23 protein-coding genes are annotated in these 24,116 nt (G+C 70.4%); 6 read left to right on the top strand and 17 right to left on the bottom strand.

All coding sequences use genetic code 11. The annotated features are described in order from the left end of the window. Positions 1–8: 8 nt before the first annotated feature. Entirely contained in the window at positions 9–1,247 is a 1,239-nt protein-coding gene (locus tag ACN28I_RS30695) for a saccharopine dehydrogenase family protein (RefSeq protein WP_420945469.1), read from the bottom strand. Positions 1,248–1,296: 49 nt separating this feature from the next. On the opposite strand from ACN28I_RS30695, the gene ACN28I_RS30690 reads away from it, so the two are divergent. Continuing rightward, the gene (locus ACN28I_RS30690) at positions 1,297–2,091 is read left to right on the top strand and encodes a sterol desaturase family protein (RefSeq protein WP_420945468.1); all 795 of its coding nucleotides are present in this window, start codon (positions 1,297–1,299) and stop codon (positions 2,089–2,091) included. A 40-nt stretch (positions 2,092–2,131) separates the two neighbouring features. Here ACN28I_RS30690 and ACN28I_RS30685 read toward each other — a convergent pair whose 3' ends face one another. The 6 genes from ACN28I_RS30685 to ACN28I_RS30660 all read right to left on the bottom strand — a co-directional run bounded on the left by ACN28I_RS30685 (position 2,132) and on the right by ACN28I_RS30660 (position 7,737). Further along, positions 2,132–2,323: a hypothetical protein gene (locus tag ACN28I_RS30685; protein WP_420945467.1), complete on the bottom strand. Its 192-nt coding sequence runs from the start codon at positions 2,321–2,323 to the stop codon at positions 2,132–2,134. Between the two features lie 76 nt (positions 2,324–2,399). Next, positions 2,400–3,875, bottom strand: coding sequence for an SIR2 family protein (locus ACN28I_RS30680; RefSeq protein WP_420945466.1), 1,476 nt, complete (start codon positions 3,873–3,875; stop codon positions 2,400–2,402). A 155-nt stretch (positions 3,876–4,030) separates the two neighbouring features. Further along, positions 4,031–5,167 carry an aminotransferase class V-fold PLP-dependent enzyme gene (locus ACN28I_RS30675; RefSeq protein ID WP_420945465.1) on the bottom strand — a complete coding sequence of 379 codons (1,137 nt, stop codon included), beginning with the start codon at positions 5,165–5,167 and terminating at the stop codon, positions 4,031–4,033. Positions 5,168–5,227: 60 nt separating this feature from the next. Continuing rightward, positions 5,228–5,944: a CHAP domain-containing protein gene (locus tag ACN28I_RS30670; RefSeq protein ID WP_420945464.1), complete on the bottom strand. Its 717-nt coding sequence runs from the start codon at positions 5,942–5,944 to the stop codon at positions 5,228–5,230. A gap of 204 nt (positions 5,945–6,148) precedes the next feature. Next, positions 6,149–6,574 carry a hypothetical protein gene (locus tag ACN28I_RS30665; protein WP_420945463.1) on the bottom strand — a complete coding sequence of 142 codons (426 nt, stop codon included), beginning with the start codon at positions 6,572–6,574 and terminating at the stop codon, positions 6,149–6,151. Further along, positions 6,556–7,737, bottom strand: coding sequence for a zinc-dependent alcohol dehydrogenase (locus ACN28I_RS30660; protein WP_420945462.1), 1,182 nt, complete (start codon positions 7,735–7,737; stop codon positions 6,556–6,558). Before ACN28I_RS30660 ends, ACN28I_RS30665 begins: the two co-directional genes overlap by 19 nt. 277 nt (positions 7,738–8,014) lie before the next feature. On the opposite strand from ACN28I_RS30660, the gene ACN28I_RS30655 reads away from it, so the two are divergent. Then, positions 8,015–8,956 carry a heme-dependent oxidative N-demethylase family protein gene (locus ACN28I_RS30655; protein WP_420945461.1) on the top strand — a complete coding sequence of 314 codons (942 nt, stop codon included), beginning with the start codon at positions 8,015–8,017 and terminating at the stop codon, positions 8,954–8,956. A gap of 56 nt (positions 8,957–9,012) precedes the next feature. On the opposite strand, the gene ACN28I_RS30650 is transcribed toward ACN28I_RS30655, so the two are convergent. The 4 genes from ACN28I_RS30650 to ACN28I_RS30635 form a co-directional block, all read right to left on the bottom strand. Continuing rightward, entirely contained in the window at positions 9,013–9,570 is a 558-nt protein-coding gene (locus ACN28I_RS30650) for a hypothetical protein (RefSeq protein WP_420945460.1), read from the bottom strand. An 11-nt stretch (positions 9,571–9,581) separates the two neighbouring features. Further along, positions 9,582–10,094, bottom strand: a complete 513-nt coding sequence (locus ACN28I_RS30645) for a hypothetical protein (protein ID WP_420945459.1) — start codon at positions 10,092–10,094, stop codon at positions 9,582–9,584. Positions 10,095–10,237: 143 nt separating this feature from the next. Next, a complete protein-coding gene (locus ACN28I_RS30640; RefSeq protein WP_420945458.1) occupies positions 10,238–11,464 on the bottom strand; it encodes a hypothetical protein in 1,227 nt (408 codons plus the stop codon). Between the two features lie 194 nt (positions 11,465–11,658). Then, a complete protein-coding gene (locus tag ACN28I_RS30635) occupies positions 11,659–12,240 on the bottom strand; it encodes a Uma2 family endonuclease (protein WP_420945457.1) in 582 nt (193 codons plus the stop codon). A 172-nt stretch (positions 12,241–12,412) separates the two neighbouring features. Between ACN28I_RS30635 and ACN28I_RS30630 the strand changes: the two genes are divergently transcribed. Continuing rightward, on the top strand, positions 12,413–13,192 hold the full coding sequence (locus ACN28I_RS30630) for a protein kinase (RefSeq protein ID WP_420945456.1): 780 nt from the start codon (positions 12,413–12,415) through the stop codon (positions 13,190–13,192). A gap of 16 nt (positions 13,193–13,208) precedes the next feature. On the opposite strand, the gene ACN28I_RS30625 is transcribed toward ACN28I_RS30630, so the two are convergent. Both ACN28I_RS30625 and ACN28I_RS30620 read right to left on the bottom strand, forming a co-directional pair. After that, complete coding sequence (locus tag ACN28I_RS30625) at positions 13,209–13,625, bottom strand: hypothetical protein (protein ID WP_420945455.1); 417 nt, start codon at positions 13,623–13,625, stop codon at positions 13,209–13,211. A 27-nt stretch (positions 13,626–13,652) separates the two neighbouring features. After that, positions 13,653–15,056 carry a PLP-dependent aminotransferase family protein gene (locus tag ACN28I_RS30620; protein ID WP_420945454.1) on the bottom strand — a complete coding sequence of 468 codons (1,404 nt, stop codon included), beginning with the start codon at positions 15,054–15,056 and terminating at the stop codon, positions 13,653–13,655. 163 nt (positions 15,057–15,219) lie between these two features. Between ACN28I_RS30620 and ACN28I_RS30615 the strand changes: the two genes are divergently transcribed. After that, positions 15,220–16,287, top strand: a complete 1,068-nt coding sequence (locus ACN28I_RS30615; RefSeq protein WP_420945453.1) for a branched-chain amino acid aminotransferase — start codon at positions 15,220–15,222, stop codon at positions 16,285–16,287. A gap of 125 nt (positions 16,288–16,412) precedes the next feature. Continuing rightward, positions 16,413–17,486, top strand: coding sequence for an enoyl-CoA hydratase/isomerase family protein (locus ACN28I_RS30610; protein WP_420945452.1), 1,074 nt, complete (start codon positions 16,413–16,415; stop codon positions 17,484–17,486). A 150-nt stretch (positions 17,487–17,636) separates the two neighbouring features. Here ACN28I_RS30610 and ACN28I_RS30605 read toward each other — a convergent pair whose 3' ends face one another. Continuing rightward, positions 17,637–18,965: a hypothetical protein gene (locus ACN28I_RS30605; RefSeq protein WP_420945451.1), complete on the bottom strand. Its 1,329-nt coding sequence runs from the start codon at positions 18,963–18,965 to the stop codon at positions 17,637–17,639. Positions 18,966–19,077: 112 nt separating this feature from the next. On the opposite strand from ACN28I_RS30605, the gene ACN28I_RS30600 reads away from it, so the two are divergent. After that, the gene (locus tag ACN28I_RS30600; RefSeq protein ID WP_420945450.1) at positions 19,078–20,085 is read left to right on the top strand and encodes a DUF3592 domain-containing protein; all 1,008 of its coding nucleotides are present in this window, start codon (positions 19,078–19,080) and stop codon (positions 20,083–20,085) included. A gap of 171 nt (positions 20,086–20,256) precedes the next feature. Here the strand turns inward: ACN28I_RS30600 and ACN28I_RS30595 are convergent, their stop codons facing one another. The 3 genes from ACN28I_RS30595 to ACN28I_RS30585 all read right to left on the bottom strand — a co-directional run bounded on the left by ACN28I_RS30595 (position 20,257) and on the right by ACN28I_RS30585 (position 24,002). Then, positions 20,257–22,212 carry a DUF4129 domain-containing transglutaminase family protein gene (locus ACN28I_RS30595; protein ID WP_420945449.1) on the bottom strand — a complete coding sequence of 652 codons (1,956 nt, stop codon included), beginning with the start codon at positions 22,210–22,212 and terminating at the stop codon, positions 20,257–20,259. Beyond that, positions 22,209–23,420 (bottom strand): DUF58 domain-containing protein, encoded by a 1,212-nt coding sequence (locus ACN28I_RS30590; RefSeq protein WP_420945448.1) that lies wholly within the window; start codon positions 23,418–23,420, stop codon positions 22,209–22,211. Before ACN28I_RS30590 ends, ACN28I_RS30595 begins: the two co-directional genes overlap by 4 nt. A gap of 108 nt (positions 23,421–23,528) precedes the next feature. After that, on the bottom strand, positions 23,529–24,002 hold the full coding sequence (locus ACN28I_RS30585) for a helix-turn-helix domain-containing protein (RefSeq protein WP_420945447.1): 474 nt from the start codon (positions 24,000–24,002) through the stop codon (positions 23,529–23,531). Between the last annotated feature and the right edge of the window lie 114 nt (positions 24,003–24,116).

The following is a 24,116-nucleotide window of genomic DNA, read 5'->3' as shown; positions in this document are numbered from 1 at the left end:
AACTGTCTTCAGGTGGCTTGGACCTGGAAGGTCATGCCCGCGGCGCGCAGCCGCTCGACGAGCTTCATCCCCATGCACGAGGCGGGGGTGAGCAGCCCTCCGCGCTCCGGCAGCGCGTCCTCGGCGAGGCACAGCGCGGACTCGCCCAGCATCCACGACGTCGCGCCGTAGCCCGGGTCCTGCTTCGCCCCGACATGCGCGAGCACCCGCTCCCCGGCCGTGCCCACCCCGAGCAGCTCGATGTCGAACGAGCCGCTCTCCCGCTCCTCGCGGCTCGGCCCCTCGCCCGGTGCGGGCAGGAAACGCTGGGCCAGCTTCCGCACGGGCCCGAACGCCACGGCTCCGGACAGCACCATGCCCGCGCTCGTCGCCGCCGCCCGAGCCATTCCCGCGAGGCCCCGCCCCACATCCACCGCCTCGTCGTAGTGGAACTCGCGCCCATACGCGTAGCCGAGCAGCGCGTTGCTCCGCCGCACCACGCGCGTGTTCACCGCCGCCATGAAGAACGGCGCCAGCCACCGTCCCGTCCGCGCATCCTTCCGCGGGCGGAGCCAGTCCTCCTGCCCGGCGACGCGGGGCCCACCCTCCGGGTTGAGCGAGTAGGGATCATCGAGCACCCGGCGCACCTGGGGGTCACTCATCCGCTCCGCCATGTGGAGCCCGCTGGCGATCGTTCCACCGCTCGCGCCGCCCTTCATCCGCCGCACCCGGTAATGGGCCTCGGCCAGCCGTCCGCCCCGCGCGGCGAGCTGCTCGTGGAGCAACAGCACCCCGAGGTCCGACGGGATGGAGTCGAAGCCGCACGAGGGGACGATGCGCGCCCCCGTCTCGGCGGCGCGGGCGTGGTGGGCGTCGATCATCTCCCGGACCCAGTGCGGCTCGCCGGTGAGGTCGCAGTAGTCGGTGCCCTGCTCCGCACACGCGCCGAGCAGCGCGCTCCCATAGAGGGCATAGGGGCCCACGGTGGTGCACACGACGCGCGTGCGCCGCGCGAGCCCGTCCATGGCGGCCCGGTCCATGCTGTCCGCCGCCACGAGGGGGAGCTCCTTCGCGGAGGGCTCCAGGGCGGAGAGCTCCTCGCGTACGCGCTCGAGCTTGCCCAGGCTCCGGCCCGCGAGGGCCCAGCGGAGCGCGGGGCGCTTCTTCACGAGGTACTCGGCGACGAGGCGGCCGGTGAACCCCGTGGCGCCGAAGAGGACGAGGTCGAACTCCCGGGTGCCGGTGCGGCGCTGCTCACGGTCTGTCATGCTCGCGGATGCAAGCACCGGACGCGCCGGAGCGGAAGGAACACTTCACATGGACCCGGCCATCGATTGGTTGCGCAACGTGCCGCTGTGGCAGGCGGCCCTCGTCTTCCTGGCCAAGAACGTGCTCGTGCTGGGGGTGGCCGTGGCCCTGGGAGAGTGGCTGCGCCGGCGCTTCGCCCACCGCCGCGTGGCCCCCGAGGCGCCCGCGCTCCAGCGGGAGGAGTGGGTGCTCGCCGCCGTGTGCGTCGTGCTCAACTCGGTGGTGACCTTCGCCGGCCTCCTGCTGTGGCGCGAGGGGCTCATCCGCTTCCGGCTCGACGGGGGCCCGCGCGTGTTGGTGGACGTGCTGGTGCTGGTGGGGGTGATGGACCTGGGCATGTACCTGCTGCACCGCACCGCGCACGTGCCGCTGCTCTACGGCTGGCTGCACGCGCCCCACCACCGCTACGAGCGGGCCCGGCCCCTCACCCTCTTCGTGCTCAGCCCGCTGGAGGTGCTCGGCTTCGGCGCCCTGTGGCTCGCGGTGTGTATGGCCTACGAGGCCTCGTGGGCCGCCATGCTCCTCTACCTCGTCTTCAACACCCTCTGGGGAGTGCTGGGACACCTGGGCGTGGAGCCCTTCCCGGATGGCTGGGTGCGCTGGCCCGGCCTGCGCGCCGTGGCCACCACCACCTTCCATGCCCGGCACCACCTGGACCAGGCCCACCACTTCGGCTTCTACACCCTCGTGTGGGACCGCCTCTTCGGCACGCTCGCCCCGGACTACGAGGCCTCCTTCGGCCGCTCGCAGGTGGTGCCGCACGAAAGCCTGACTGCCTCGGCACCCGGGCTCCCCTCGCCGTAACCGTCGGATGAGGAGGGACTCGGCCGCGAATGGGGTCAGCTCAGGACTGTGTCACGGGCGCGGGGGACAGCGGTACCTGCTCCGCCCCGACCCGATCCTGCTCGGCCCTTGCGCGTGCTTTCTGGGCGGCCGCCTTGACCTGGGCTCGGATGTTCGCCCGGTCGGCAGGTGAGGAGTCCGCCGCCGTCACCACGACCATCCCATCGACTTCGATCCGCTCGACCTTCCTCATGCGAACCTCCACGACACCCGAATGCGTCTTCTAACATGCCCATCCACCAGCCACCATCCGGAGAGGCGAGCCCGGCCTAGACAGGGGCGTACTCCAGGACCTCGGTGAAGGTGTTGCGGAGCAAGGTCTCCAAAGCGTTGTAGTCCTGAGACTCCAAGTCCGTCCAGAAGGGGCTCTGCCGGTTCGATGTGAGGTAGACAACGCCAATGGGAACCCATTTCGCCGAGTCATAGATGGGCACGCAGACCAGCGAAGAAAAGGTCTGATCGCTCGCCCACACGTCCACCATCGGTGCCGTGAAATTGGCATACACCTGAGAACTTCGCCGGGAAGCCTCAAGGGTTGCACCGAGGAGAAACGCGCGGCCGGAAGCGCCCTGGGCCTGCTCCAGTGAAGCGACGCTCAGTTGCTTCGTCTCCGCATGCGCCTCATCGATGATGTCGCCCTTGCCGTCTCCACCCCGATAGCGGAATCCCAACCAGATCATGGCCCCCCCTCCCGGCACGAAGCCCCCGATGTGGAGCTCCTCGTCCCTCGAGACGGCGAACCGGCGCTTCAAGAAGGCCTGCATCTCCATGAGCACGGACACGGCACGCCGTTGGATGTCTGGGGTGTAGAGGTCCTTGAATACCCGGGAGTTGGTGCGCAGGAACTCCTCTCCCTTCCGCGCCCACTCGCCCCCATTGCTTCCCAGCCGGATCTGCCGCAGGTAGAAGGGGACCCTGTCGTGGCTTTCGATGGTGAGCACGTGCATCTGCCAGGAAAGCCAGAAGTCGTCCTGGTGCCGCCGCACGAAGTTCCTGGCCAGACGCTCCATGAGTTCCGCATCTGGGGAGGGTGGACTGTTCGACAGGAGCGCGTAGACACGGGCCACCGGTTTGCCCTGCTGCGCCCTCTTCACGCGCTCCAGCAACAGCCAACGCAATCGCGGATCGGCCAGGCTCAAGCCGACCATCAACACGGTCCGCTTGTCGTCGTTGAAGAAGAGATCCTCCAGCTTCCGGCTCGCCCAGTCTCCGCGAGCCTCGTGGTAATCCTTCTCCGAGAGGACCACCGTGCCCGTCGGCGTCGCGCCCGGAGCCGGGGGGACATAGCCGTGGAGGTGCACCACGTGTGGCTCGGGGGGCCGCTCGCCATCCACGATGGCCTCGGGCATCTTCCCCAGCAGTCGCTCCGCCGCACGCTCCAGCAGATCATCGAAATTGAAGGTGTAGAGGCCGTGCAGTCTCTTGGGGGTGGCCTTGGCGGCAGCCAGGAGGGCGGCCAGTTCCAGGTGGATGCTGCTCACATCCTTGGTGCCGTCCCAGTACAGGGCCTGGCGAAGCATCTCCAGGTAGCGCTCCTGGCTCAGCTTGTCGCGAACGACGTCCACCACGGCTTCCCGGCCGAAGTTGTCCACGAAGATCCGGGCGGCGACATCCAGATCCTTGGGTTGGAACTCGAGGTCGCTGTACTCCTGAGCCAGGAAGGCGCTCAACAACCGGCGGTTGAGCTCGTTCCAGGAAGGCAGGCCAGAGGCAATGGACGCGCCCGCCCCGACGAGGAGTTCCAATGAGCCTTCCTGGAAGCTCTTCTGGAGGTTGGCAGTGAACTCAGCAGGCGAAATCCTGGGTATGCGCATGGTCTTCGCCCTCCCTGTGTGACGCCAATCCCGGGCAGGCGCTACCTTACAGATGATCCCAGCCGTATCAACCACAAAGGTAAGGCTCACACGATCGCGTCCAGCTCCTCCAGCAGCCGGTCCACGTCCGCCTCGGTGTTGTAGAGGTGCGGGGACACGCGGATGCTGTCGCCGCGCACGCTCACGAACACCTTGCGCGCCGCCAGCTTCGCCGCCACCTCCGGCCCGTAGCCTCCCCGCCGCTTCAACCCCACCATGTGCCCCGCCCGCTGCGTCTCGGGCGGCACCTCCAGCGTCAGCGCCCTCGCCCCCTTCGCCACCCGCTCCGTCAGCGCGCGCAACGTCTCCTGCACGTCCGCCACGCCCCACTTGAGCAACTGACTCAGCGCCGTCATCGCCATCGGCACCAGCACGAAGTTGCTGCGCTCGCCCACGTCGAAGCGCCTCGCCCCCGGCTGGAAGTCGTCGCGGTAGTCCACCAGCCGCGTGAAGTCCTCGCTGCCCCCGCGCATCAGCCAGTTGTGCTCGATGGGGCGGCCCTCGCGGAAACGCGGCGCCACGTACAGGTAGCCCTGGCTGTAGGGCCCCATCAGCCACTTGTAGCCCGCCGCCACCAGGAAGTCCGGCTTCACCTCCGCCACGTTCAACGGCAGCGCGCCCAGCGATTGCGTCGCGTCCACCGCCAACGCCGCCCCCACCTCGCGCGCCCTCGCCCCCACGCGCACCAGGTCCACCAGCCCTCCGTCCGTCCAGTGGCAGTGCGGCACCGCCACCAGCGCCGTGCGCTCGTCCAGCTCCGCGAGCAGCGCCCGCGTCCAGTCCCCGTCCTCCGGCTTGCGCACCGCCACCACCTGCCCTCCCGCGCGCTCGGCCAGCTCGCGCCACGGGTACACGTTGGAGGGGAACTCCTCGGCCAGCACCAGCAGCCGCTGCCCCACCTTCACCGGCACGTTCGCCGCCGCCACCGCCAGCCCGTAGCTCGCCGAGGGCACCAGCGCCACCCCGTCCGCGTCCGCTTCCACCAGCCGCGCGAAGAGCTTCCGCAGCGCCTCCGAGTCGGTGAAGAAGTCCTCGGGCTTCACCAGCCACGGCCTGGACTTGCGCATCACCGCCTCCTTCCCCACCTCGCTCACCCCGTGGAGCTGCGGGGACATGTACGCGCAGTTGATCCACGTGACGTCATCGGGCAGGTCGAAGAGGTGCCGCTGGGCGGGAAGGATCATGGCCCCGCGAGCATAGCGCGCGCCCCCGCCTCCGCGGCGTCCGACGCGGCTCGGGCGGGGTTACAGGCGCGAGGCCGAGGCGTAGCCGCTGAAGAGCTCGCTGGCGAGCTTCCCGCGTTCCCCATCCTCGGCGCGGCGGATGTAGTCGTTCCACACGTGCCCGCCCTGGCCGCGCTTCCCGGGGAAGCGCAGGTTCATCCGCGAGCGCTTCACCCCACTGCCCCCGCGGTGCACGAAGACGACGGTGCCGTCGCGCTCCACCGCCTCGATGACGCCCACGTGCGTCAGCCCATCGTTGCGCTCGCCATCCCGGTTGCGGTCATACGTCTCGCGGAAGAAGACGATGTCTCCGGGCTTCGGCGTGCGCTTGTGCAGGGCTCCCGCCCGCTGGGCGCGCCGGTGGATGGCGCTCACCGCGTTCTCCCCGGGCAGCGTGCCGTGCGACAGCAGCTCGATGCCGGCGGCCTGGTAGGCGGCGCGCACCAGCCCGGAGCAATCGTCCGGCACCCGGTGCGCGGCCAGCGAGGCGCCCACCAGCTTCCCGGCGCGTTGGGCCACACGCCGTCCCTTGGGGAGGGGCGCCGGAGGCCGCTTCTTCTTCGTGGGCGCGGCCTTCACCCCGGGCTTCGCGCCACGGGTGCGGGCGGGTGTGCGCGTGGAGCCCACGGCCTTCTTCGACTTCGCCGCGGGCTTCACCGGTTCACGCGGAGCGGCCACGGCCGGAGCCGTGCCGAGCACCGCGAGCATCAATGGCAGCAGGAGCTTGCGAAGCATCATGCGAGCAGACGAGCGTAGCGCTCCGCGCATTCACTCGCGATGGGCCGGGGCCCTGCCTCCATGTGCCTGCCTGTTCACCAGACTACGGCTCGCGGTCCATTCACGGACAGACATGGAAGTGCCGCCTTCACCGAGGGAGCCGACGGGTGCGCCAGGAAGGGGGGGCCGGAGCGTCCTGGCGGGACAACTCCGGCCCCACGGTATCTACGGGCGCAGGCGGCCCAGCAGCCAGCTTCCGCCCACCAGGCCCAGCACCGTGCCCAGGGACTTCGCCGGAGCCCCGAGCAGCCGCGACTCCAGCACGTCCACGCGATCCGCCACCAGCAGCAGCATCACGTGCCGCACCCGGTTCTCGGGGATGGCATACGCCACCCGCCGCAGCACCCCGCTCAGGCCCTTGGGCGGCACCGCCGTGCCGAACGCCGGTGTCAGCTCGTCCAGCTCGGCCCGCTTGAGCACCGGGAAGTCCGGCGGCGGCTGGCGCTCCGGCCGCTTCCAGTGCGCCCCTCCGCGCGGTGCCGGCTTCGACAACATGGGCACCCCCGGCCGCGTTTCCGGGTCTCCGTCCACGCCCCAGCCGGGAATGTCCGCGTGGATCTGCTCGGACGTCGTCAGGTCTTGTTCCGCCATCCCGTGTCTCCTCGCGCATGCCCGTGCGGCAGCAGCACGCACTTGATGCACCCATCCAGCTTCTTCTCGAACAGCTCGTACGCGCGCGGCAGCTCGGCGAGCGGGAACCGGTGCGTGATGATGCCCCTGGCGTCGATGCGCCCCGCGCGGATGTGCTCCAGCAGGTGCGGCATGTAGCGCTTCACGTTGCACTGGCCCATGCGCAGCGTGAGTCCCTTGTTCATCGCCGTGCCGATCGCCACCATGTTCCACGGCGGCCCGTACACGCCGATGATGGAGACGGTGCCGCCCTTGCGCGCCGATTGAATCGCCCAGTTGATGGCCGTGGGCGAGCCCGCCTCCAGCTTCAGCTTCACCCCGAGGAGGCTGTGCATCGCCGAGCCCTCGGCCTCCAGGCCCACCGCGTCGATGCACACGTCCGGCCCGCGCCCCTTCGTCAGGTCCTTCAAGGTGGCGACGATGTTCTCCTCGTCCTTGAAGTTGAGCGTCTCCACCTGGGCGTAGCGGCGCGCGAAGTCCAGCCGGTACTCGAGGCTGTCCACGGCGATGACGCGGCCGGCCCCCAGGAGCCACGCCGACTTCATGGCGAACAGGCCCACCGGGCCGGCTCCAAACACCACCACCGTGTCCCCGGGCTGGATGTTGCCCATCTCCGCGCCCTGGTAGCCGGTGGGAAGAATATCGCTGAGGAAGAGCACCTCCTCCTCGTCCATGTCGTCGGGAATCTTCATGGGCCCCACGTCCGCGAAGGGCACGCGCACGTACTGCGCCTGGCCGCCCTCGTAGCCGCCCGTGGTGTGCGAATACCCATACACGCCCGAGGCCATCTCGCTGTTGGGGTTGGTGTTCTCGCAGCAGGCCGTCAGCCCGCGCGAGCAGTAGAAGCAGGTGCCGCACGAGATGTTGAAGGGCACCACCACCCGGTCGCCCGGCTTGAGGGTGCGCACCGAGGAGCCCACCTCCTCCACCACGCCGGTGAACTCGTGGCCGAAGGTGCACCCCACGCGCGTGTCGGTGATGAAGCCATGGAGCAGGTGCAGATCCGAGCCGCAGATGGCCGAGCGCGTCACCCGCACGATGGCGTCATTGGGGTGCAGGATGACGGGGTCCGGCTTGTTCCCCACCGAGACCCGGTAGGGTCCCTCGTAGATCATGGCTTGCATTGTCCGCTTCCCTCCCTCGAGCGCCGTCGTGGCGGCACGGATGCACGACAAGGTACGCACCGGCCCTCGCGCGTGGGCCTCGGGGACAGGCCGACGGGGCGGCCCCTTCCGCCCCAGCAACGGCCGCCAGAGGGCTCCCCTGCCCGGCCGCCCGCTTGCGCGCCGCGCCGCCGCCCCACAGGGAAACCCCATCCGTTCAATGACCCGCTCTTGCCACGGGAAGGCTGTTCCCCCGAGAGGCCCGGGCCGTAGAATCAGGACTGGGAGAGCCCACCACGTGTTGCCCTACTTCCCCTTCGAGCAGGACAGCTACGCGATGACGCTGGGCGTGCGCGCATTGCGGCCCGACGAGGCCCTCATCGAGGTCGACGAGGCGCACTACGTCAGCGAGCTCGCGCGCAAGGCGGCCATGCTCACCGCCAACCCGCGCGCCCGCTTCCAGGCCTGGCCCGGCACCGAGCCCCAGCAGTGGGAGACGGTGACGGAGCTGCTGCCGCGCATGGCGCGCGAGCACCCCCGGCACTTCGCGCTGGAGGTGGAGGGCGGGCGCTGGTGCTGGCACAACCGGCTGCTCGGCACCGAGACGCGCTTCACGCCCGGGGACCCGGGCAGCCTGCCCCACGCGCCGCTGGACTGGCTGGGCCGGCAGGTGCAGGAGGACTTGCTGGTGATGGACGGCACGCGCGAGGGGATGCCCCTGGTGGCCGGGCAGCTCTGCTTTCCCTCCATGTGGTGCCTCGACGACAAGCTGGGGCGCTCGATGCTCGACATCCACGTGCCGGTGCCGGGCTTCGTCTCCAAGCTGGGCGCCGCCACGACGCGGCTGATGGAGGGGCTCAAACCGGGGCGGGCCGTCACCCGCTGCAACTGGGCCTTCACGGTCACGGACCGGATGGACCTCGAGCCCTGGAGCCTGCCCGAGTGGCGGCACCTCTTCGAGGGGATCACGCGGGAGAACGCGGGGGAGCGGTGCTTCCTGAGGCTGGAGCGGCAGACGCTCTCGCTGATGCCGCGCACGGGGGCCATCCTCTTCACCATCCACACCTACCGGGCCCCGGTGGCCAGCGAGGTGGAGGATCCGGCGCGCCGCCGCCGGCTCGCCCAGGTGCTGCGCACCGTGCCCGCGGACACGAGCACCTACAAGCGAATCACCCCGTTCCTCGAGCCGCTCCTGGCCTGGCTGGACGCCGAGCCCGTCCCCCGGGCAGCCAACTCCTGACGGGAGAGGAGCGTGGGATGCGCGTCAGCGGCGGCAGGCAAGACGCCCTGGCAGGCTCAAGGAATGATTTCGGGCCTGCTTGCGAAGAGCGCATGAAAAAGAGTCGTGTTGGGAGGCGCCATCCACTCCACGAAAAGTGGGACGGGAGTTTCGGCCACCTCCCGAGGAAGCGCGCTGGCGCCGAATAACGCCTCGATCTTCCTCGCCATGACCCGGGCGGGCTGCTGCATTTCAGCCGGAAGCGGCTCGAAGCAGATCCTGCTGACACGCCGTGTCTCCTCGGTCTCCTCGAACTCCAGGCCATACACCGTGAGGACGGGCGCGAGGATACTGAGGCACCCGACCACGGCGAAGCGGTGCGGCGCCGCCCGGCCCGAGTAGGCGACACACCGGAAGCTGGGATTCACCGTCGCCGTACCATCACCGATGGTGAATCCAGGCAACTCCGCTTCGAGCTCATCCAGGAGTGCCCACCACTTGTCGAGCTTCTTGAGCTCTTGCTGCCACAGGGCATGGAGCCGCTCGAGCTCAGGACTGGCCCCCCCCGTGAGGTAACACTCCTCGGTCGAGGGCCAGTAGTGGCGGACGATCGAAAGCAACTCCTCGGCGGACATCGGCCTCTCCATCATCGTGGGATGACCAGAACAGGTCTGGCGAGCGCATCGCACCTTCTCGTCACGTGTGACCCCGCGATGGTTTGATTCAGAATCAAATCGTACTCGGTCTTGAAGACCTCGCACGCAATGCCCATGGGAGTTTCTTTTGTGGTCAGCCTGAGAATGTTCTGCGCGGCCAGATTGGCGCACTTCGCGGCGGCGCCCTGCGCCCGCTCCACCGGAATATATCCCTGCCTCCCATTCTCGACGGGCACTTCAACCCCGAACTTGCACAGGAACAGTTCCCGCGTAGCGCTCTTCCTAATGCCTACGTGAACACACGCCACCCGCCAGCCTCCCGCTCCCTTGCCACTCTTCGAGACCTGATTGACGAACTGGAAGTGCTCCGGCTTGAGGCTCCCTTCAACCGTGGCACATCCCGAGAGCAGCAGGAGCCACAGCGGGAGCCCACGGAGGAACAACAGAGCCCGCGGCGACGGTCGCCCAAATGCCACCCGTGGGCAGTCGCTCTGACCGGACATGGCCACACCTCCCAGGAGTCTGGGCACGAGCCGCGAGCCAGCCCGGCAATCCACCCGGTTGGAGACGGTGAAGTCACGGGTGGGTTGCCGTCAATCGTCCAGGGTTGATGTGGAAAGCAGTCAACCCTTCGTCCGAGGCCCTTTCAATAGCAGGCGCCGATCGGGATGTACCGGCACACCCCATCCATCCCGCAGGTGTCCGTGGTGCACGCCTTCCCGTCGTTGCACTTGCTGCTGTCCACGGCATCGCCGGGGCAGGTGGTACTGCTCCCCGTGCACTTCTCCACGACGTCGCAGTTCCCTCGTGCCGCCCGGCAGACGTAGCCCGCCGGTTGGAGCCTGTCCGCCGGGCACGCCGCGCTCACGCCATCACACGTCTCGGCCGCGTCGCAGGCGCCCACCGCTGCGTTGCACACCGTCCCCGCCGCCACCTTCCGGTCCCCGGGGCACGTGACGCCCTGGCCATCGCACCGCTCCTCGGCATCACACGTTCCCCGCGAGGGCCGGCAGACGATGTCGTTGCCGATGCGCTTGTCCGCGGGACACACGCCCGCGGTGCACACCTCTTCCTCATCACACACGCCCGCCGCCGCGCGGCACGTCCTCGCCTGGCAGTCCGGATCCGCGCAGTCCACGAGCCCATCGCAGTCGTCGTCCTTGCCGTCTCCACACGTCAGCTCCGTGGAGCCTCCCGGGCACGCACAGCTCGCGCCTCCGCACACCTTCCCGTTGGCGCCGCAGGTCTTCGCGTTGCAATCCGGATCCGCGCAATCCGCGAGCCCATCGCAGTCATTGTCCTGCCCGTCGGTGCACCGGCTCTCGGCCTGCTCCGTCTTCGCGCACACACACGTGCCCGTCCCCGTGTCACACCGGGGCGTCGGTCCACCGCACTGCGCATCCTCGACGCAGTTCACGCACGTGCGCCTCGACGCATCGCAGACCCCCGAGCAGCTCTCGCACGCCGCGCCTCCCTTGCCGCAGGACGCGTGGGCCGTGCCCGGCACGCACGTGTTCCCCTGACAGCAGCCATCCGCGCAGGACCTCGGGTCACAGACGCACTGGCCGCTCACGCAGCGCTGCCCCTGCTCGCACGTCTCGCACTCGCCCCACGTCCCGTCCGCCCCGCACGTCTGCACTCCCGCGCAGCCCTCCTCGCAGGCGCGCTTCGCCCCCACCGCGCACTTCGCCTCCTCCTCCGGCGCCTCCGCACACACGCCGTCCACGCACACCTCGCCGCGCGGGCACTCCCAGCCCTGCTCGGGTGCGCACCGCAGCTCCGCGGGCTCCACCGGCCCACACCCCAGGGCCACGCACAACAGCCCCACGCAGCCCAGCAGCCACGTCCCCGGACGCGAACCCGACTTCCCCACAACTTCTCCCACTCCTCGACCCATGACGACTCCCCCAACCCTGGCACCCGGCCAGCGAACGTTTCGGAGAGCCGCTCAAAGCAACCGGCCTGCCACCGCCTTCCATCGAGAGAGAACACGCTCCGCGCCCTCTCCCCGGGCATCCATCGCGAGAGACCGCCATCCCGATGGAGCAACACTTCGCGACCCCGGTGTCACCGGCTCGCCGGAGCGCGTTCCAACCAGAGCAGCCCCAGGTCGAGCGGCACCGCGTCGAAGGGCTCGGCGCGTACCCACGCCTCGCCCGCGTGCGTCGCGGTGAGCACCCAGCCGGACGGCTCGCGCCGGTGGATCTCCAGGGTGCGTGCGAGTGGATCGATGAGCCACGCGTGCACCACGCCCTCCCGGTGGTAGATGGGCAGCTTGCGCTTGCGGTCGACGTGGACCGTGGAGGGCGAGAGCACCTCGCACACCCAGTCCGGAGCGAGCGTCAGGAAGGGCTCCTCGGAGGAGGGGAGCTTCGGCATGCGCTCGCGGCGCCAGCCCGCCAGGTCCGGCACGAGGATGTTCCGGCCGAAGTGCAGCTCCGGCTCGTAGAGGATCCACCAACCGCCGGGCCCACCTCGCCCCAGCCGGAAGGGTCCTCCCAGCTCGACACTCAACAGGTAGCCGACATTGGCGTGCCCCATGGCTGGCCTCGGCGAGGCCACCAGCTCGTCCTCCAGAATCTCTCCCACCCACCCGACCGGCAGGGCCTCGATGTCCTCGTAGGTCGCCGGCTTCTTCCCGTTCGCCATCTCACGCCTCCTGGCCGTCCGGCGGGATTCAGGCCCCTCCGTGACTTCTCCAGTCTACCCAGCCCTCTGACATCTCAGGTAGGGTGGGGTCTCCAGGCGTGACAGGCAACGTTCCAGGACAGCCGACCGCCGGGGTACCCTGCCCCGCGCCGCCTGCATGGGAGACATGGGAATGAGCGACACACCGGAATGGGATGGAGGCCCGCTGGGGCCGCACCGTGTCGGCAAGCGATACCGGGGCACCGGCCTGGGACTGGGGCGCCTCTACCAGGCCCACAATACCGAGACGGGTGCCCCCGCGGTGGTGCTGATGCCCGGGCGGCCCGGCGACTGGCGCCCCCTGGGCGGCTGGACCGTGCGCGTCACGAGCGAGAGCGTCCCTCCCTTCCTCGCGCTGGAGGTGGAGCACGCCCCTGGGAACGTCGCCGGAGCCCTCCAGGAGCTGACCATGATGCTCCAGCGGCTCAGCACCGCGATGGCGCGCCTCGAGGACCGGCCGGACGCCAACGCCCACCTCTGCCTCCCCGGCCTGCCCCAGCCACCCGAGCCCACACCCCCGCCGCCCCGCCGCCGAGGGCTGCTCATGGGGGCCTGGGCCTTCGCGATGGCGTCGCTCGCGGGAGCCGCCGTGCTGCTCGGTTCACCACCACCCGAGCCCACTGGGGAGAAGCACGCTCCCGCCCTCGCGGGTGCGGCCCACGAAGAACCCGTCACCTTCATCAATACACGGGACGCCACTCCATCCGTCATCGGCTATCCCATGCCGGACGCACCCTTCAAGCAACAGAAGAAGCCTCCGTGTCTCCAGGGAACGGAGGTCGAGATTCGTGGCGGCTGTTGGGTGCAGCTCGCGCACAAGCCGCCCTGTCCCAGGAGCACGGCCGAGTACGAGGGCGCCTGCTACATGCCCGTGGGCAAGGAGCCCCCCGAGCCCCGCGCGCTGCTGCCCTGAGAGCGTCCGAGGGCCCTCACCCGCTGGCCTTGTTGCTGAGCTCGAGGCCCACGGCCACTGCCACCGGGAGCAGCAGGAGCAACGGGAACACGAGGCCACGGACCGACAGGGACACCAGGAGGCACGGCACCAGTCCCACGAGGGCCGCGCCGAGTCCCGCCCTGAAGGAGCCACGTCCCGAGAGCAGGGAGTGGCCCCAGAGCGCACCGAGCACCGCGCCCAGGGGCGTTGCCAGCACGGCGAGCATCGCCATCAGGTTCCCGATGGGCACGAACCCCGTGCCCCCGCCCAGCAAGTCGCCCAGGGCGTCGTCCAGGACACTGCCCCCAGCCAGCCCGAGCCACGCTCCGAGCCCCATCCCCACCCCGCTCGTCACCACCGCGACGAGGCAGCGCAACAGACTGAACAGACTGAAAGGTTCCCGCTCCTCCATGCGTCCACTCCTCGAGAGCCCACCGGCTCAGACGATGGCGGCGAGGGGCTCGGGCCCGGCATCGAGCACCTCGCGCAGCCGCCGCAGGCCCCGCTCCAACTGCGCGCGCGTGCGCGGGGCGCCGATGCACACCCGCACCGCCGCCGGCACCGGCCCCGTCCCCGTGGTGAACAGCTCCGCCGACGTCACCGACACCCCGTTGCGCCTCGCCTGCGCCACGAACTCCTCGCTGCGCCGGCCCTCCGGCAGCCCCAGCCACAGGTGATAGAGCGGCGCCAGCGCCGCCTTCGGCAGCTCGCGCCCGAGCACACCCCGCACCAGCGCCAGCCGCTCGCCCACCTCCTGCCGCTGGCGCACCACCAGCTCGTCCGCCGTGCCGTCCTCCACCCAGCGCGCCAACACCTCCGCCATCAGCGGCGTCGTCATCAGCGAGGCCAGCCCCACCTCCTCCGCCAGCCGCTCGCCCCGCGCCCGCGCCGGCGCCACCAGGTAGCCAATCCGCAGCCCCGGCGTCAGCAGCTTGGACACCCCGGCGATGAAGTAGCTCGCCTCGGGCAGGAAGCTCGCCAGCGGCGGCGGCCGGCTCTCCGGCAGCAGCCCGTACGCGTCGTCCTCCAGCACCAGCACCCCGTACTTGCGCGCCACGTCGGCGATCTTCCGCCGCCGATCCTCCGGCTGCACCGCTCCCGTCGGGTTGTGGCACGTGGGCTGGGTGTAGAGCAGCTTCGCCCCCACCCGGCACGCCGCCTCGAAGGCCTCGGGCACCAGCCCCTGCGCATCCATGGCCACGCCCTGCAGCCGCAACTGGAAGCGCCTCGCCAGCACCTTCACCCCCGGGTAGGTGAGCGCCTCGGTGACGAGCATGTCCCCCGGTTTGGTGAGCGCCGCCAGCGCCACCTCCATGGCGTGCTGTCCGCCCGCGCACACCACCACCTGCTCCGGCCTCGCCTTCAGCCCGAAGCGCGCCGCCCACGCCGCTCCCGCGACGCGGTGCGCCGTGGTGCCCGCGGCCGGTTGGTAGCCCAGCAGCTCCGCCAGCCTCGGCGTCCGTCCGAGTTCCTCCAGCGAGCGGCGCAGCGCCTGGCTGGCGGGGTCTCCCTCCGGTGTGGCCGGCGCGTTGATGCCCAGCTCCACCGGCGAGTCGTCATGCGCCAGGTCCACCGGCGTGGGCATGTGCACGGGCACCTCGCGGTCCCTCACGTACGTGCCGCGCCCCACCTCGCCGCTCACCAGGCCCCGCTTCTCCGCCTCGGCGTAGGCGCGCGTCACCGTGCCCACCGTGACGCCCACCCGCTCGGCCAGTTCCCGGTGCGTGGGCAGCCGGGTGCCCGGAGTCAGACGCCCCGCGTCAATGTCCTCCGAGAGAGCGTCCGCGATGGCCCGGTACAGGGGCCCATTGCGTCCTCGTAGCTCCGGCATCCAACTTGTCATGGTGACAATCGATACACTTGACGGAATACGGCTGCCCACGTAACTCATTGTCTCGATTCCACCCAGGATTGTCACGACTTTCCGGGGTGGAAGCGCGAGCCACTGGGGCGCCCCGGGCCCTGGACGGAAAGCAGCCCGTCCCCTCTTCACGAGGAGCTGAAGCATGTTGCCCATCGAGGTCCAGCGCGCCCCCACCCTGAAGCCCAAGCCCTCGAACGAGGGGCTCGGCTTCGGCAAGTACTTCACCGACCACATGTTCCGGATGGACTACGCGCCGGAGCGCGGTTGGCACCAGGCGCGGATCCTCCCGCATGGGCCGCTGGGGTTGGACCCGGGCGCGTCGGTGCTGCACTACGCGCAGGCGGTGTTCGACGGCTCGAAGGTGTTCCGCGGCCGGGACGGGCAGCTGCGCGCCTTCCGCATCATGGACCACTGCAAGCGCCTGCACTCGAGCGCCGAGCGGCTGGCCATGGCGCCGGTGCCGCCGGAGATGGCGCGCGAGGCGATTGAGACGCTGGTGAAGCTGGAGGCCGACTGGGTGCCGAACGCCCCGGGCACGGCGCTGTACGTGCGGCCGACGGTGATCGCCTCGGAGGCGTTCCTCGGGGTGCGGCCGGCGGACAAGTACATCTTCTTCGTCATCCTCAGCCCGGTGGGCAGCTACTTCGCGGGTGGCGCCGAGCCGGTGCGCATCTGGGTGGAGCAGCAGCACACGCGCGCGGCCAAGGGCGGCCTGGGTGGAGCGAAGGCGGCGGCCAACTACGCGGCGGGCCTGCAGGCGTCGGTGGAGGCCAAGAAGCGCGGCTACGCGCAGGTGCTGTGGCTGGACGCGCAGGAGCACCGCTACATCGAGGAGGTGGGCACGATGAACCTCTTCGTGCGCATCGGCGATGAGATCATCACCCCGCCGCTGGATGGAACGTTCCTGCCCGGGATTACCCGCGAGAGCGCGCTGACGCTGCTGCGCGACTGGGGCATGAAGGTGAGCGAGCGCAAGCTGTCCATCGACGAGCTGCGCGAGGCGCACCAGAAGGGCGAGCTGCGCGAGGTGTTCGGCACGGGCACGGCGGCGGTGATTTCGCCGGTGGGCGCGCTGGGCTTCCAGGAGGGCCAGCTCGTGATTGGCGACGGCAAGGTGGGCGAGGTGTCCAAGCGCCTGTACGACACCGTCACCGGCATCCAGTACGGCACGCTGCCGGATCACCACGGCTGGATGACGGTCATCAAGTAGTCCTGGCCGTCCGGTGAGCCCCGGGCGCGGTGTTCCAAAAGGTGTCCGGCTGTTGGACGAGTTTGGAACGAGCGCGCCCGGAGGGCCGGGGACGCGCCGCCCGTGTTCTGCTATGGCGCGCGACCATGAACACGGATGTGCTGCTGGAGACGCGCGGGCCCGTGGGCCTGGTGACGCTCAACCGCCCCAAGGCGCTCAACGCGCTCGACCTGGGGATGATTCGCGCGCTGCACCCGGCGCTCGAGGCCTGGGCGAAGGACTCCCAGGTGAAGGCCGTCGTCATCCGCGGCGCCGGTGGCCGGGCCTTCTGCGCCGGCGGGGACGTGCGCGCCGTGGCCCAGTCGCTCGGCTCGCCCGCCCCCGAGGGACAGGAGCCGCTCTCCCGCTCCTTCTTCCGCGAGGAGTACCGGCTCAACCACCTCATCCACCACTACCCCAAGCCGTTCATCGCGCTGGTGGACGGCATCAGCATGGGCGGGGGGCTCGGGCTGTCCGTGCACGGCTCGCACCGCGTCGTCACCGAGCGGCTGGTGCTGGCCATGCCGGAGACGGCCATTGGCCTGTTCCCCGACGTGGGCGGCGGCTGGTTCCTCCCGCGTTTCCCGGGCGAGGCGGGCACGTACCTGGGCCTCACGGGCGCGCGGTGCAACGCCGCGGATGCCATGTGGCTCGGGTACGGGACGCAGCACGTGACACACGACAAGCTGGAGGCCGTGGTGGAGGCGCTCGCGGCGGCGGACTGGAGCACGGGCGAGGCGCGCGCGGTGGCCACCCGGGTGCTGGCCGGTTTCGCCTCCGAGCCCGGGCCCTCTCCGCTGAGCGCACAGGCGGACGCCATCCACCGGTGCTTCGCGAAGGACACCGTGGAGGACATCCTCGCCGCGCTGGAGGCCGAGGGCACAACGTGGGCCCAGGAGACGCGCGCCACGCTCGGGCGCATGTCCCCCACGAGCCTGAAGGTGACGCTGCGCCAGTTGCGGCTGTGCCGGGGCCGGCCCTACGACGAGACCGCCGTCGTGGAGTACCGGCTGAGCCAGCACGTCACCGCCCGGCCGGACTTCCGCGAGGGCATCCGCGCCGTGCTCGTGGACAAGGACAACCGGCCCTCGTGGAACCCGCCCACGCTCGCCGGGGTGCGCGATGCCGACGTGGAGGCGTGCTTCGCTCCGCTCGGCGCGCGCGACCTGGTGCTTCCGTAGGACACTTTCCCCTCTCCCTTCGGGAGAGGGACGGGGTGAGGGTTTCGGGTGAACTCGGGTTGAACCCGCTGCCCATACCGCGGGACACGGGTTGAAGAACGGGCCCGGACACCCTCACCCCCCGCCCTCTCCCGAGGGGAGAGGGAGCATCTAGAAGATCACGTCGAGGACGTCGCCCGCGACATCCACCAGGGTCCCCACGGGATTGGTGATGACGTCCTCCACGAACTCTTCCGCGGCCTCCTCCCGGGACTCGGCATACTCCTGCGCATCCGGCAGCTCCTCGACGCGGTCCGGGTGCGACGCCACGTCCTCGGGCCGGGCGTAGTGCTCGAGGTAGGTCGAGAGAGAGTGGTCATTGCCGGCCGGGTTGTTCCGCTCGGCCTGGGTCCCATCATCGAACTCGACGACCGTCGCGCCCGCCCCGGGGTGGGTGTGCACGCCGAGCACATTGGGCGAGAGATCGAACCCCGGCGGGGCCGTCTCCCCCAGGCCCAGCTCGCGCGGCACGAAGTCCGCCCGGTTGATGTAGTGCGTGTACTGCGGGCCATCCGGGTACGTCGTGGCCGCGCCGCCGAGCGTCTCGACGTGGACCTGCCCCAGCAGCTCGTTGACCTCTGCCTCCGACTTCCCCTCCGACAGCAGCCGCTGACGCACGTCCTCGAGGGCCCGGCTGACGATCAGCGCCCCCTGGCTGTGGCCCACCAGGCGGACGTCCTCGCCGTTGGTGATCTGCTCGTAGACGAGGTCGGCGGTGGTCTCGACCGCGGGGTTGGTTCCCTCGTCCTTCTTGTCGCTCAGGGACTGGGCCGTGTCCTTGAGGGTGCCCTCGGTGGCGTTGTAGACGCCCACCACGTTCGCGCCCGTCGCATCCGCGAGCTCCTGGAGGTTGTCGGCGAAGGCACCGGGCTGCGTCCCCTGCCCGTTCACGAAGATGACCGTCCCCTCGCCCTCGCCGTTGCTGGGCTCCACCGCGTCCACGTCGCCCGGCTTCGTCCCCGGCGGGTAGGCACCGCCATTCTCACCGACGAGGTATCCGTCCGACGCCGTGGACTCGCGGGTCCGGTGATCGAAGGCGGGCTGGACCGGCTTCTTCTTCGTCTTGCCATCGCCGAGCTGATCCCAGTTCGTGTCCGGGATGCCGCTGGGGTCCGTGCCCGGACGCCGCTGGGGGAAGGAAGGCCCATTGGCGAGCTCGCCCCACCGCGTGTACGGAACGCCGTTGAGGTTCGTGCCCGGACGCACCGTCCCCGTGTCGAACCGATCCGCCTTGCGGTCCGGGACGATGCCGACGGGGCGGTTGCCCGGACGGGACTGGCCCGCGCCCCGGGTCTCGAACCGGTCCACGGTGGACGGGCCCACCGTGCGCTTCGACGCGACCTGGGCCACCGAGGGCTTCTGCGACGAGACGTTCCGGGCGCTCGCGGACGAGAGGGACGGCTTCGGGGTCAGGGCGGACTTGGTGAGTCGAAGGGACACAGTGGCCTCACAGGTGCGTGCGACGTTGCTCCCTGTAAGCACCGGCCCTATTTCCGGTTACATGGCCCCGTGCTTTTTCTTCCGGCCGGGCGAGGGCGTACGCTGGAGGGCCATGAGCCGTTTCCTGCGCCTCGCGCTCCTGCTGTGCTTCGTGCTGCCCGTGTCGCTCCTGACCCTGGGGGTGGACGTCTGGGCCGCGAACCGCTTCGTCCAACAGGCCCGGGCCGCCCACCGGCCCAGTGCCATGGGCACCGTCACCGAGAGCACCGTGGCGACGAGCCGCGGCAGCAAGGGCTCCACGAACTACCATTTCGTGGTGCGCTACACCTATGAGGTGGAAGGGCGCCGCTACGCGGGCAGCCGCGTCCGCTACATCATGGACAATGGCACCCAGGACACGGTGGTGGGCCTGGCCCGGCGCTTCCCCAAGGGCTCCCAGGTCGAGGTGTTCTACCGGCCGGACACCCCCTCCGAGGCGCTCCTCCAGCCAGGACTGCGCGGGTCCGATTTCCTCCTGCTGATGCTCCTGGGCGTGTTCAACTTCATGGTGGCCGCGCTCGCGCTGCTCACCCTGAGCAAGCCCGCCACGGAGGTCCCCTCCTTCGAGCGGGAAGGACGCACACACGTGACACTCCTCTCGATGCCCCCCGTGGCCGTGGGGAGCGTCACCCTGGGTATCGGCCTCATGGCCGGGAGCCTCGCCTGGAGCACGAGCGCCGAGCCCTCGGTGCCCCAGGCGCTGCTGCTCTGGCTCGCGGTCTTCGCGCTCGGCGGGGCCGCCATGCAGGCGCAGCGGTGGCGGCTGGACCAGGGAACGCGGGATCTCATCCTCGATGAGCGGACCCGGACGCTCTCGCTGCCGGCGCTGCTCGGACGCACGCAGCGGCTCGACGTGCCCTGGAGCCAGGTGGTGGACGTCACCGTGGAGACGCGCGGAATCGGCGGTGGGAAGAAGGTCCACGGCCTCGTGCTGGAGCTGCGCATCCCCCCGGGCATGTCCCGCCGGGAGGTCGTCTGCGAGTGGGGGCCCGAGGACAAGGCCCTCGCCCTGGCGGACTGGCTGCGCTCCCGGTTGAACCCGCCGGCGAGCCCCAGGCGGATCCGGGCCTCGGGGACCTGACAGGGGCGTTCTAGCGCCCGGCGCGGAGCTTCTCGAGAATCCCTTCCCGGAGGGCCCGCGCCGTCCACCGCAGGGGGCGGCCGAAGGTCTTCACGTCGAGGAGCGCGCCATACTGCGCATCCTGGGCATGGGCCTCGGGGGCGTCCTCCGGGCGGTAGAAGCGCTGGAAGATCAGCTCCCGGAGGGAGAGGGGGCCTGCCGCAGCTTCGCGTCCAGTTGCTCCACCAGCGCGTTCCCCTGCGCCGGGCCCATGGGCACGCCCCGGTAACGCGCCTCGCGGTAGTGCGCGAGGAACTCCGCCGCCACCTCCGCCACCTCCGTTCCCCTCGCCTCCCGCAGCCTCGACAGCAGCTCGTCGTCCGTCTCCGAGGGCTTCGGCACCAGGCCCGCCCTCCGCTTGAGCGTCTTGAGGTAGCGCGCGTACACCGCCGCGAGCCGCACGTCCTTCGTCCCGATTGCCTCGCGCCGCGCCTTCTTCCGCTCGCTCCGCTTCCCCACCCGCAGCCGCCACAGCAGCACTCCCGCCACCAGCACCCCGAACAGCGGCGAGCCCACCAGCGCCCTCGCCTGCGCCAACGGCTGGTAGCGCAGCCCCGCTCCCACCTCCCGCAGGAACGTCCCCACCGCCCCCACCACGTTCCCGAGGAAGCCCTTCTTCTCCTGCGTCAGCCCGAGCGCCTCGTCCCGGCTCCGCCACGGCGTGGGATCGAACGCCACGAAGCGGCCCTCGTCCGCGAGGAACACCTCCACCCAGGCGTGTGCATCCCGCTCGCGCACCAGCGTGGCCCCCGTGAGCGGATTGCTGTCCTCCGGCGCGAAGCCTCCCACCACCCGCGCCGGCACGCCCACCGTCCGCAGCAGCGCCGCCATCGCGCTCGCGAAGTACGTGCAGTACGCCGCCCGCTTCTCCCGCACCAGCACCGCCAGCGGGCTCCCCTCCCCCCTCAGGTCCACGTACAGCGAGTACTCGAAATGCTCGTGGAAGTACGTCTCCAGCAGCCGCGCCTTCTCGCGCGCCGTGCGCCCCTTCCCCGTCAGCTCCTCGGCCAGCGGGCGCAGCTCCTCACGCAGCTCCTCCGGCAACGCCGTGAGCGCGTCCCCGGGCACCTCCTCCGGCAACAGGTGCTCCTGCTCGCCCGTGCGCAGCGCCAGCGTGGTGCCCTCCAACTCCTCCGCCTTCAACACCCAGCCGCCCCGCACCTCCGGCCGCACGCCCTCCACCGCTCGCGTCCCCGCCGGGGCCGGCAGCCACGCGCCCACCGGAGCCAGCACCGTCAGCGCCAGCGTCCGCTCCGCCCCCGTCCCTCCCGAGGGCAGTTCCAGCCGCCGATCCGCCAGCTCCTTCGACGTCGTCCAGCGCTTGCCGTCGAACAGGTCGAACACCCGCGTCCGCAGCCGCGCGGGCGCCGCGCCGGAGAGCACCAGCAGCGGGCGCTCGGAGCCTCGGGCCTTGCGCTCCAGGGTGCGCAGGTCCACCTCCGACTGGAACTCCGAGGCGGTGCCCGGGTTGGCGCCGCTCGTCATCCGGTACACCGCCTCCATCAGCACGCCTTCGCTCGCCCAGATGGTCCGCGTCAGCCACAGCGTCATCCCCCACAGCAGCACGGCGAAGACGCCGAAGCCCACCGCGGCCCGGAAACCCGTGCGTCCGAGGCCTCCCTCGAGGAAGGCCACCAGCAGCACGCTCAGCACCAACCCGCCCAGCACCCACCCCACCGCCTGCATCTCGCGCACGCGCATGCTCAGCGCCACCAGCAGGCACGCGTACGTCCACGCGTAATAGCGGTTGCGGCCCAGCCCGCAGAGCACCGACAGCCCCACCAGCGCGCCGCACAGCGGGCCGAAGATGTTGGGCGGAAAGGGCGCCGTCGGCGGCTCGCTCACCCAGAGCATCCCCGCTCCGGCGCCGAACCCCAGCGCTCCCGCCAGCAGCAGGCGCGCCGGTGAGTAGTCCACCCGCATGTCCGCCAGCCCCGCCCACAACAGCGCCACCATCACCGGCGCGCACAGCAGCCACCGCCCGTGCGCCACCGCGTGCACCACCAGGGCCGCGAACACCGGCATCAGCTCGATGAGCCGGCCATACCGCGACCCATGGTTCGAGGCATTGTCCGAGGGCTCGCTCATGACAGCTCCACCACCTCTTCCGGCGCGAGGCCCACCGGCGCCCGGTCCGGCCTCACCGAGAGCACCCGCACCGCCACCCCGTGCGCCTTGAGCTTCTCCACCAGCGCCGCCCGCGAGGGCTCCCAGTCCATCACCACGAAGATGACCGCCGACAGGTGACTCGCCTCGGGCAGCAGCGCCGCCTCCAGCGCCTCCACGTCCAACCGCTCGCCCGACTCGATGGCCGCGAGGATTTCCAGGATGTGCTCGAAGTGCGCCAGCGCGCGGCCCGCCTGGAAGTGGAACACCCGCGGGCCCGCGGCGAACAGGTCGATGATGTACTCCTGGCGCGCCAGCACGTCCGCCATGCCCGCCGCCAGCGAGAGCGCCTTCTCCAGGAGCGCGTCCTCCTTCACCGAGCGCGACTGCACGTCCAGCACCATCGCCAGCCGGACGAAGAACTCCTCCTGGAACTCCTTCACCACCAGCCGGCCCGTGCGCGCGAAGGACGGCCAGTGGATGTCCCGCGTCCGGTCCCCGTCATGCCAGTCCCGGGTGCCGAAGAACTCCGTGGACTCGCCCACCTGCGAGGCCACCGAGATGCCTCCGGGCTGGTAGTTGCGCCCGTGCGGCACGTCCAGGGACTCGAGCGGCGTGAAGCGCGGGTACACCAGCACCCGGTCCTTCACGGGCGAGCGCCTCGGCCACTTCACCAGCGCCGAGGGGAAGAGGCTCGCGGCCTGGAGCGCGCCCAGCTCGTAGACACCGCGGGTGGTGCACTTGAGGCGCAGCGTCACCTCGGTGCGCTCACCGGGCGCCAGGGCGTCGATGACGGGCGGCTCGCCCACGCGCCGGAAGCCCGTGGGCAGCAGGCGCTCCTCCACGGCGATGTGGCGCACGGTGCGCCGGCCCGTGTTCTCCACGCGCACGCGGTAGGTGAGCGTGTCTCCGGCGGACACGGGCGGCGGGAAGAGGCGCGTGAGCGAGACGCGCGGCCGGAAGGGCAGGCCCACCACGGCGGCGGCGGCCAGCGCGCACACGGAGAAGGAGAAGAAGAGGATGAGCGGCGCCACGAGCCCGCCCAGCAACAGGAAGCCCGCGGCCAGCGCCGACCACAGCACCACCCGGCCCACCGGCGTGAGCAGCCCGTTGTACCGGTCCTGGAGGAAACGGATGAACCCGTGGTCCTCGGGCGGCATCAGGAAGGACCAACGGCGGCGGCGGGCCATGCGCGGGGTGTTCCTCGGGGGGGAGTCTGGAAGGCGGGCGGACAGGAGCCCGCTCCTATTGGACCAGAGCGACGCGCGCCGTTCCAGGTACCCCGGAAGCCCACCCACTCAGTAGCCGAGATCGAGTTTCTGGGCTTCAGCGGCCAGTTCGCTCATGACCTGCTGCTGGCGCTGCTCTTCCTGGCGCATGTAGGCGAGCAGATCCTCAAAACGGACGCGGCGGTGGGTGCCCGTCTTGTGGAACGGAATTTTCCCCTGGTCGAGCAGCCCGATGAGGAAGGGGCGTGAGACGTTCAGGAGGTTGGCTGCCTCCTGGGTCGTCAGCTCGGCATGGATGGGAACAATGGTCACCGCGTTGCCCTGAGCCATCTGCTCGAGCACCTTGATGAGCAACGCGAACGCACCCCGAGGAACGGAAACGGCCTCCTGCACTCCCGCGTCCTCCGGCCGCAGCAGGACATGCGATGAGCGCCGCTTCGACCCTTTGAGCAGTGGGGCCAGCAAACGGACCGCATCCGCGGCTTCCTGGATTTCGGCCTGGCTCGGAGGTGCAACCTCACTCAGATTCAGCGCAGTTCCCATTTCGCCACTCCATTGGCGCATTCCCGCCGTCGGGGGACCGTCAAGCACCCCAGAAGCAATATTCGCAATATTCGAAGCAAACGCAACCCCCGTGTGCCATGAACCTCGAACCGT

Origin of the sequence: Archangium gephyra, from assembly GCF_049060025.1 — a bacterium.
Taxonomy (GTDB): domain Bacteria; phylum Myxococcota; class Myxococcia; order Myxococcales; family Myxococcaceae; genus Archangium; species Archangium gephyra_A.
This window is presented reverse-complemented; position numbering and strand designations above follow the sequence as displayed.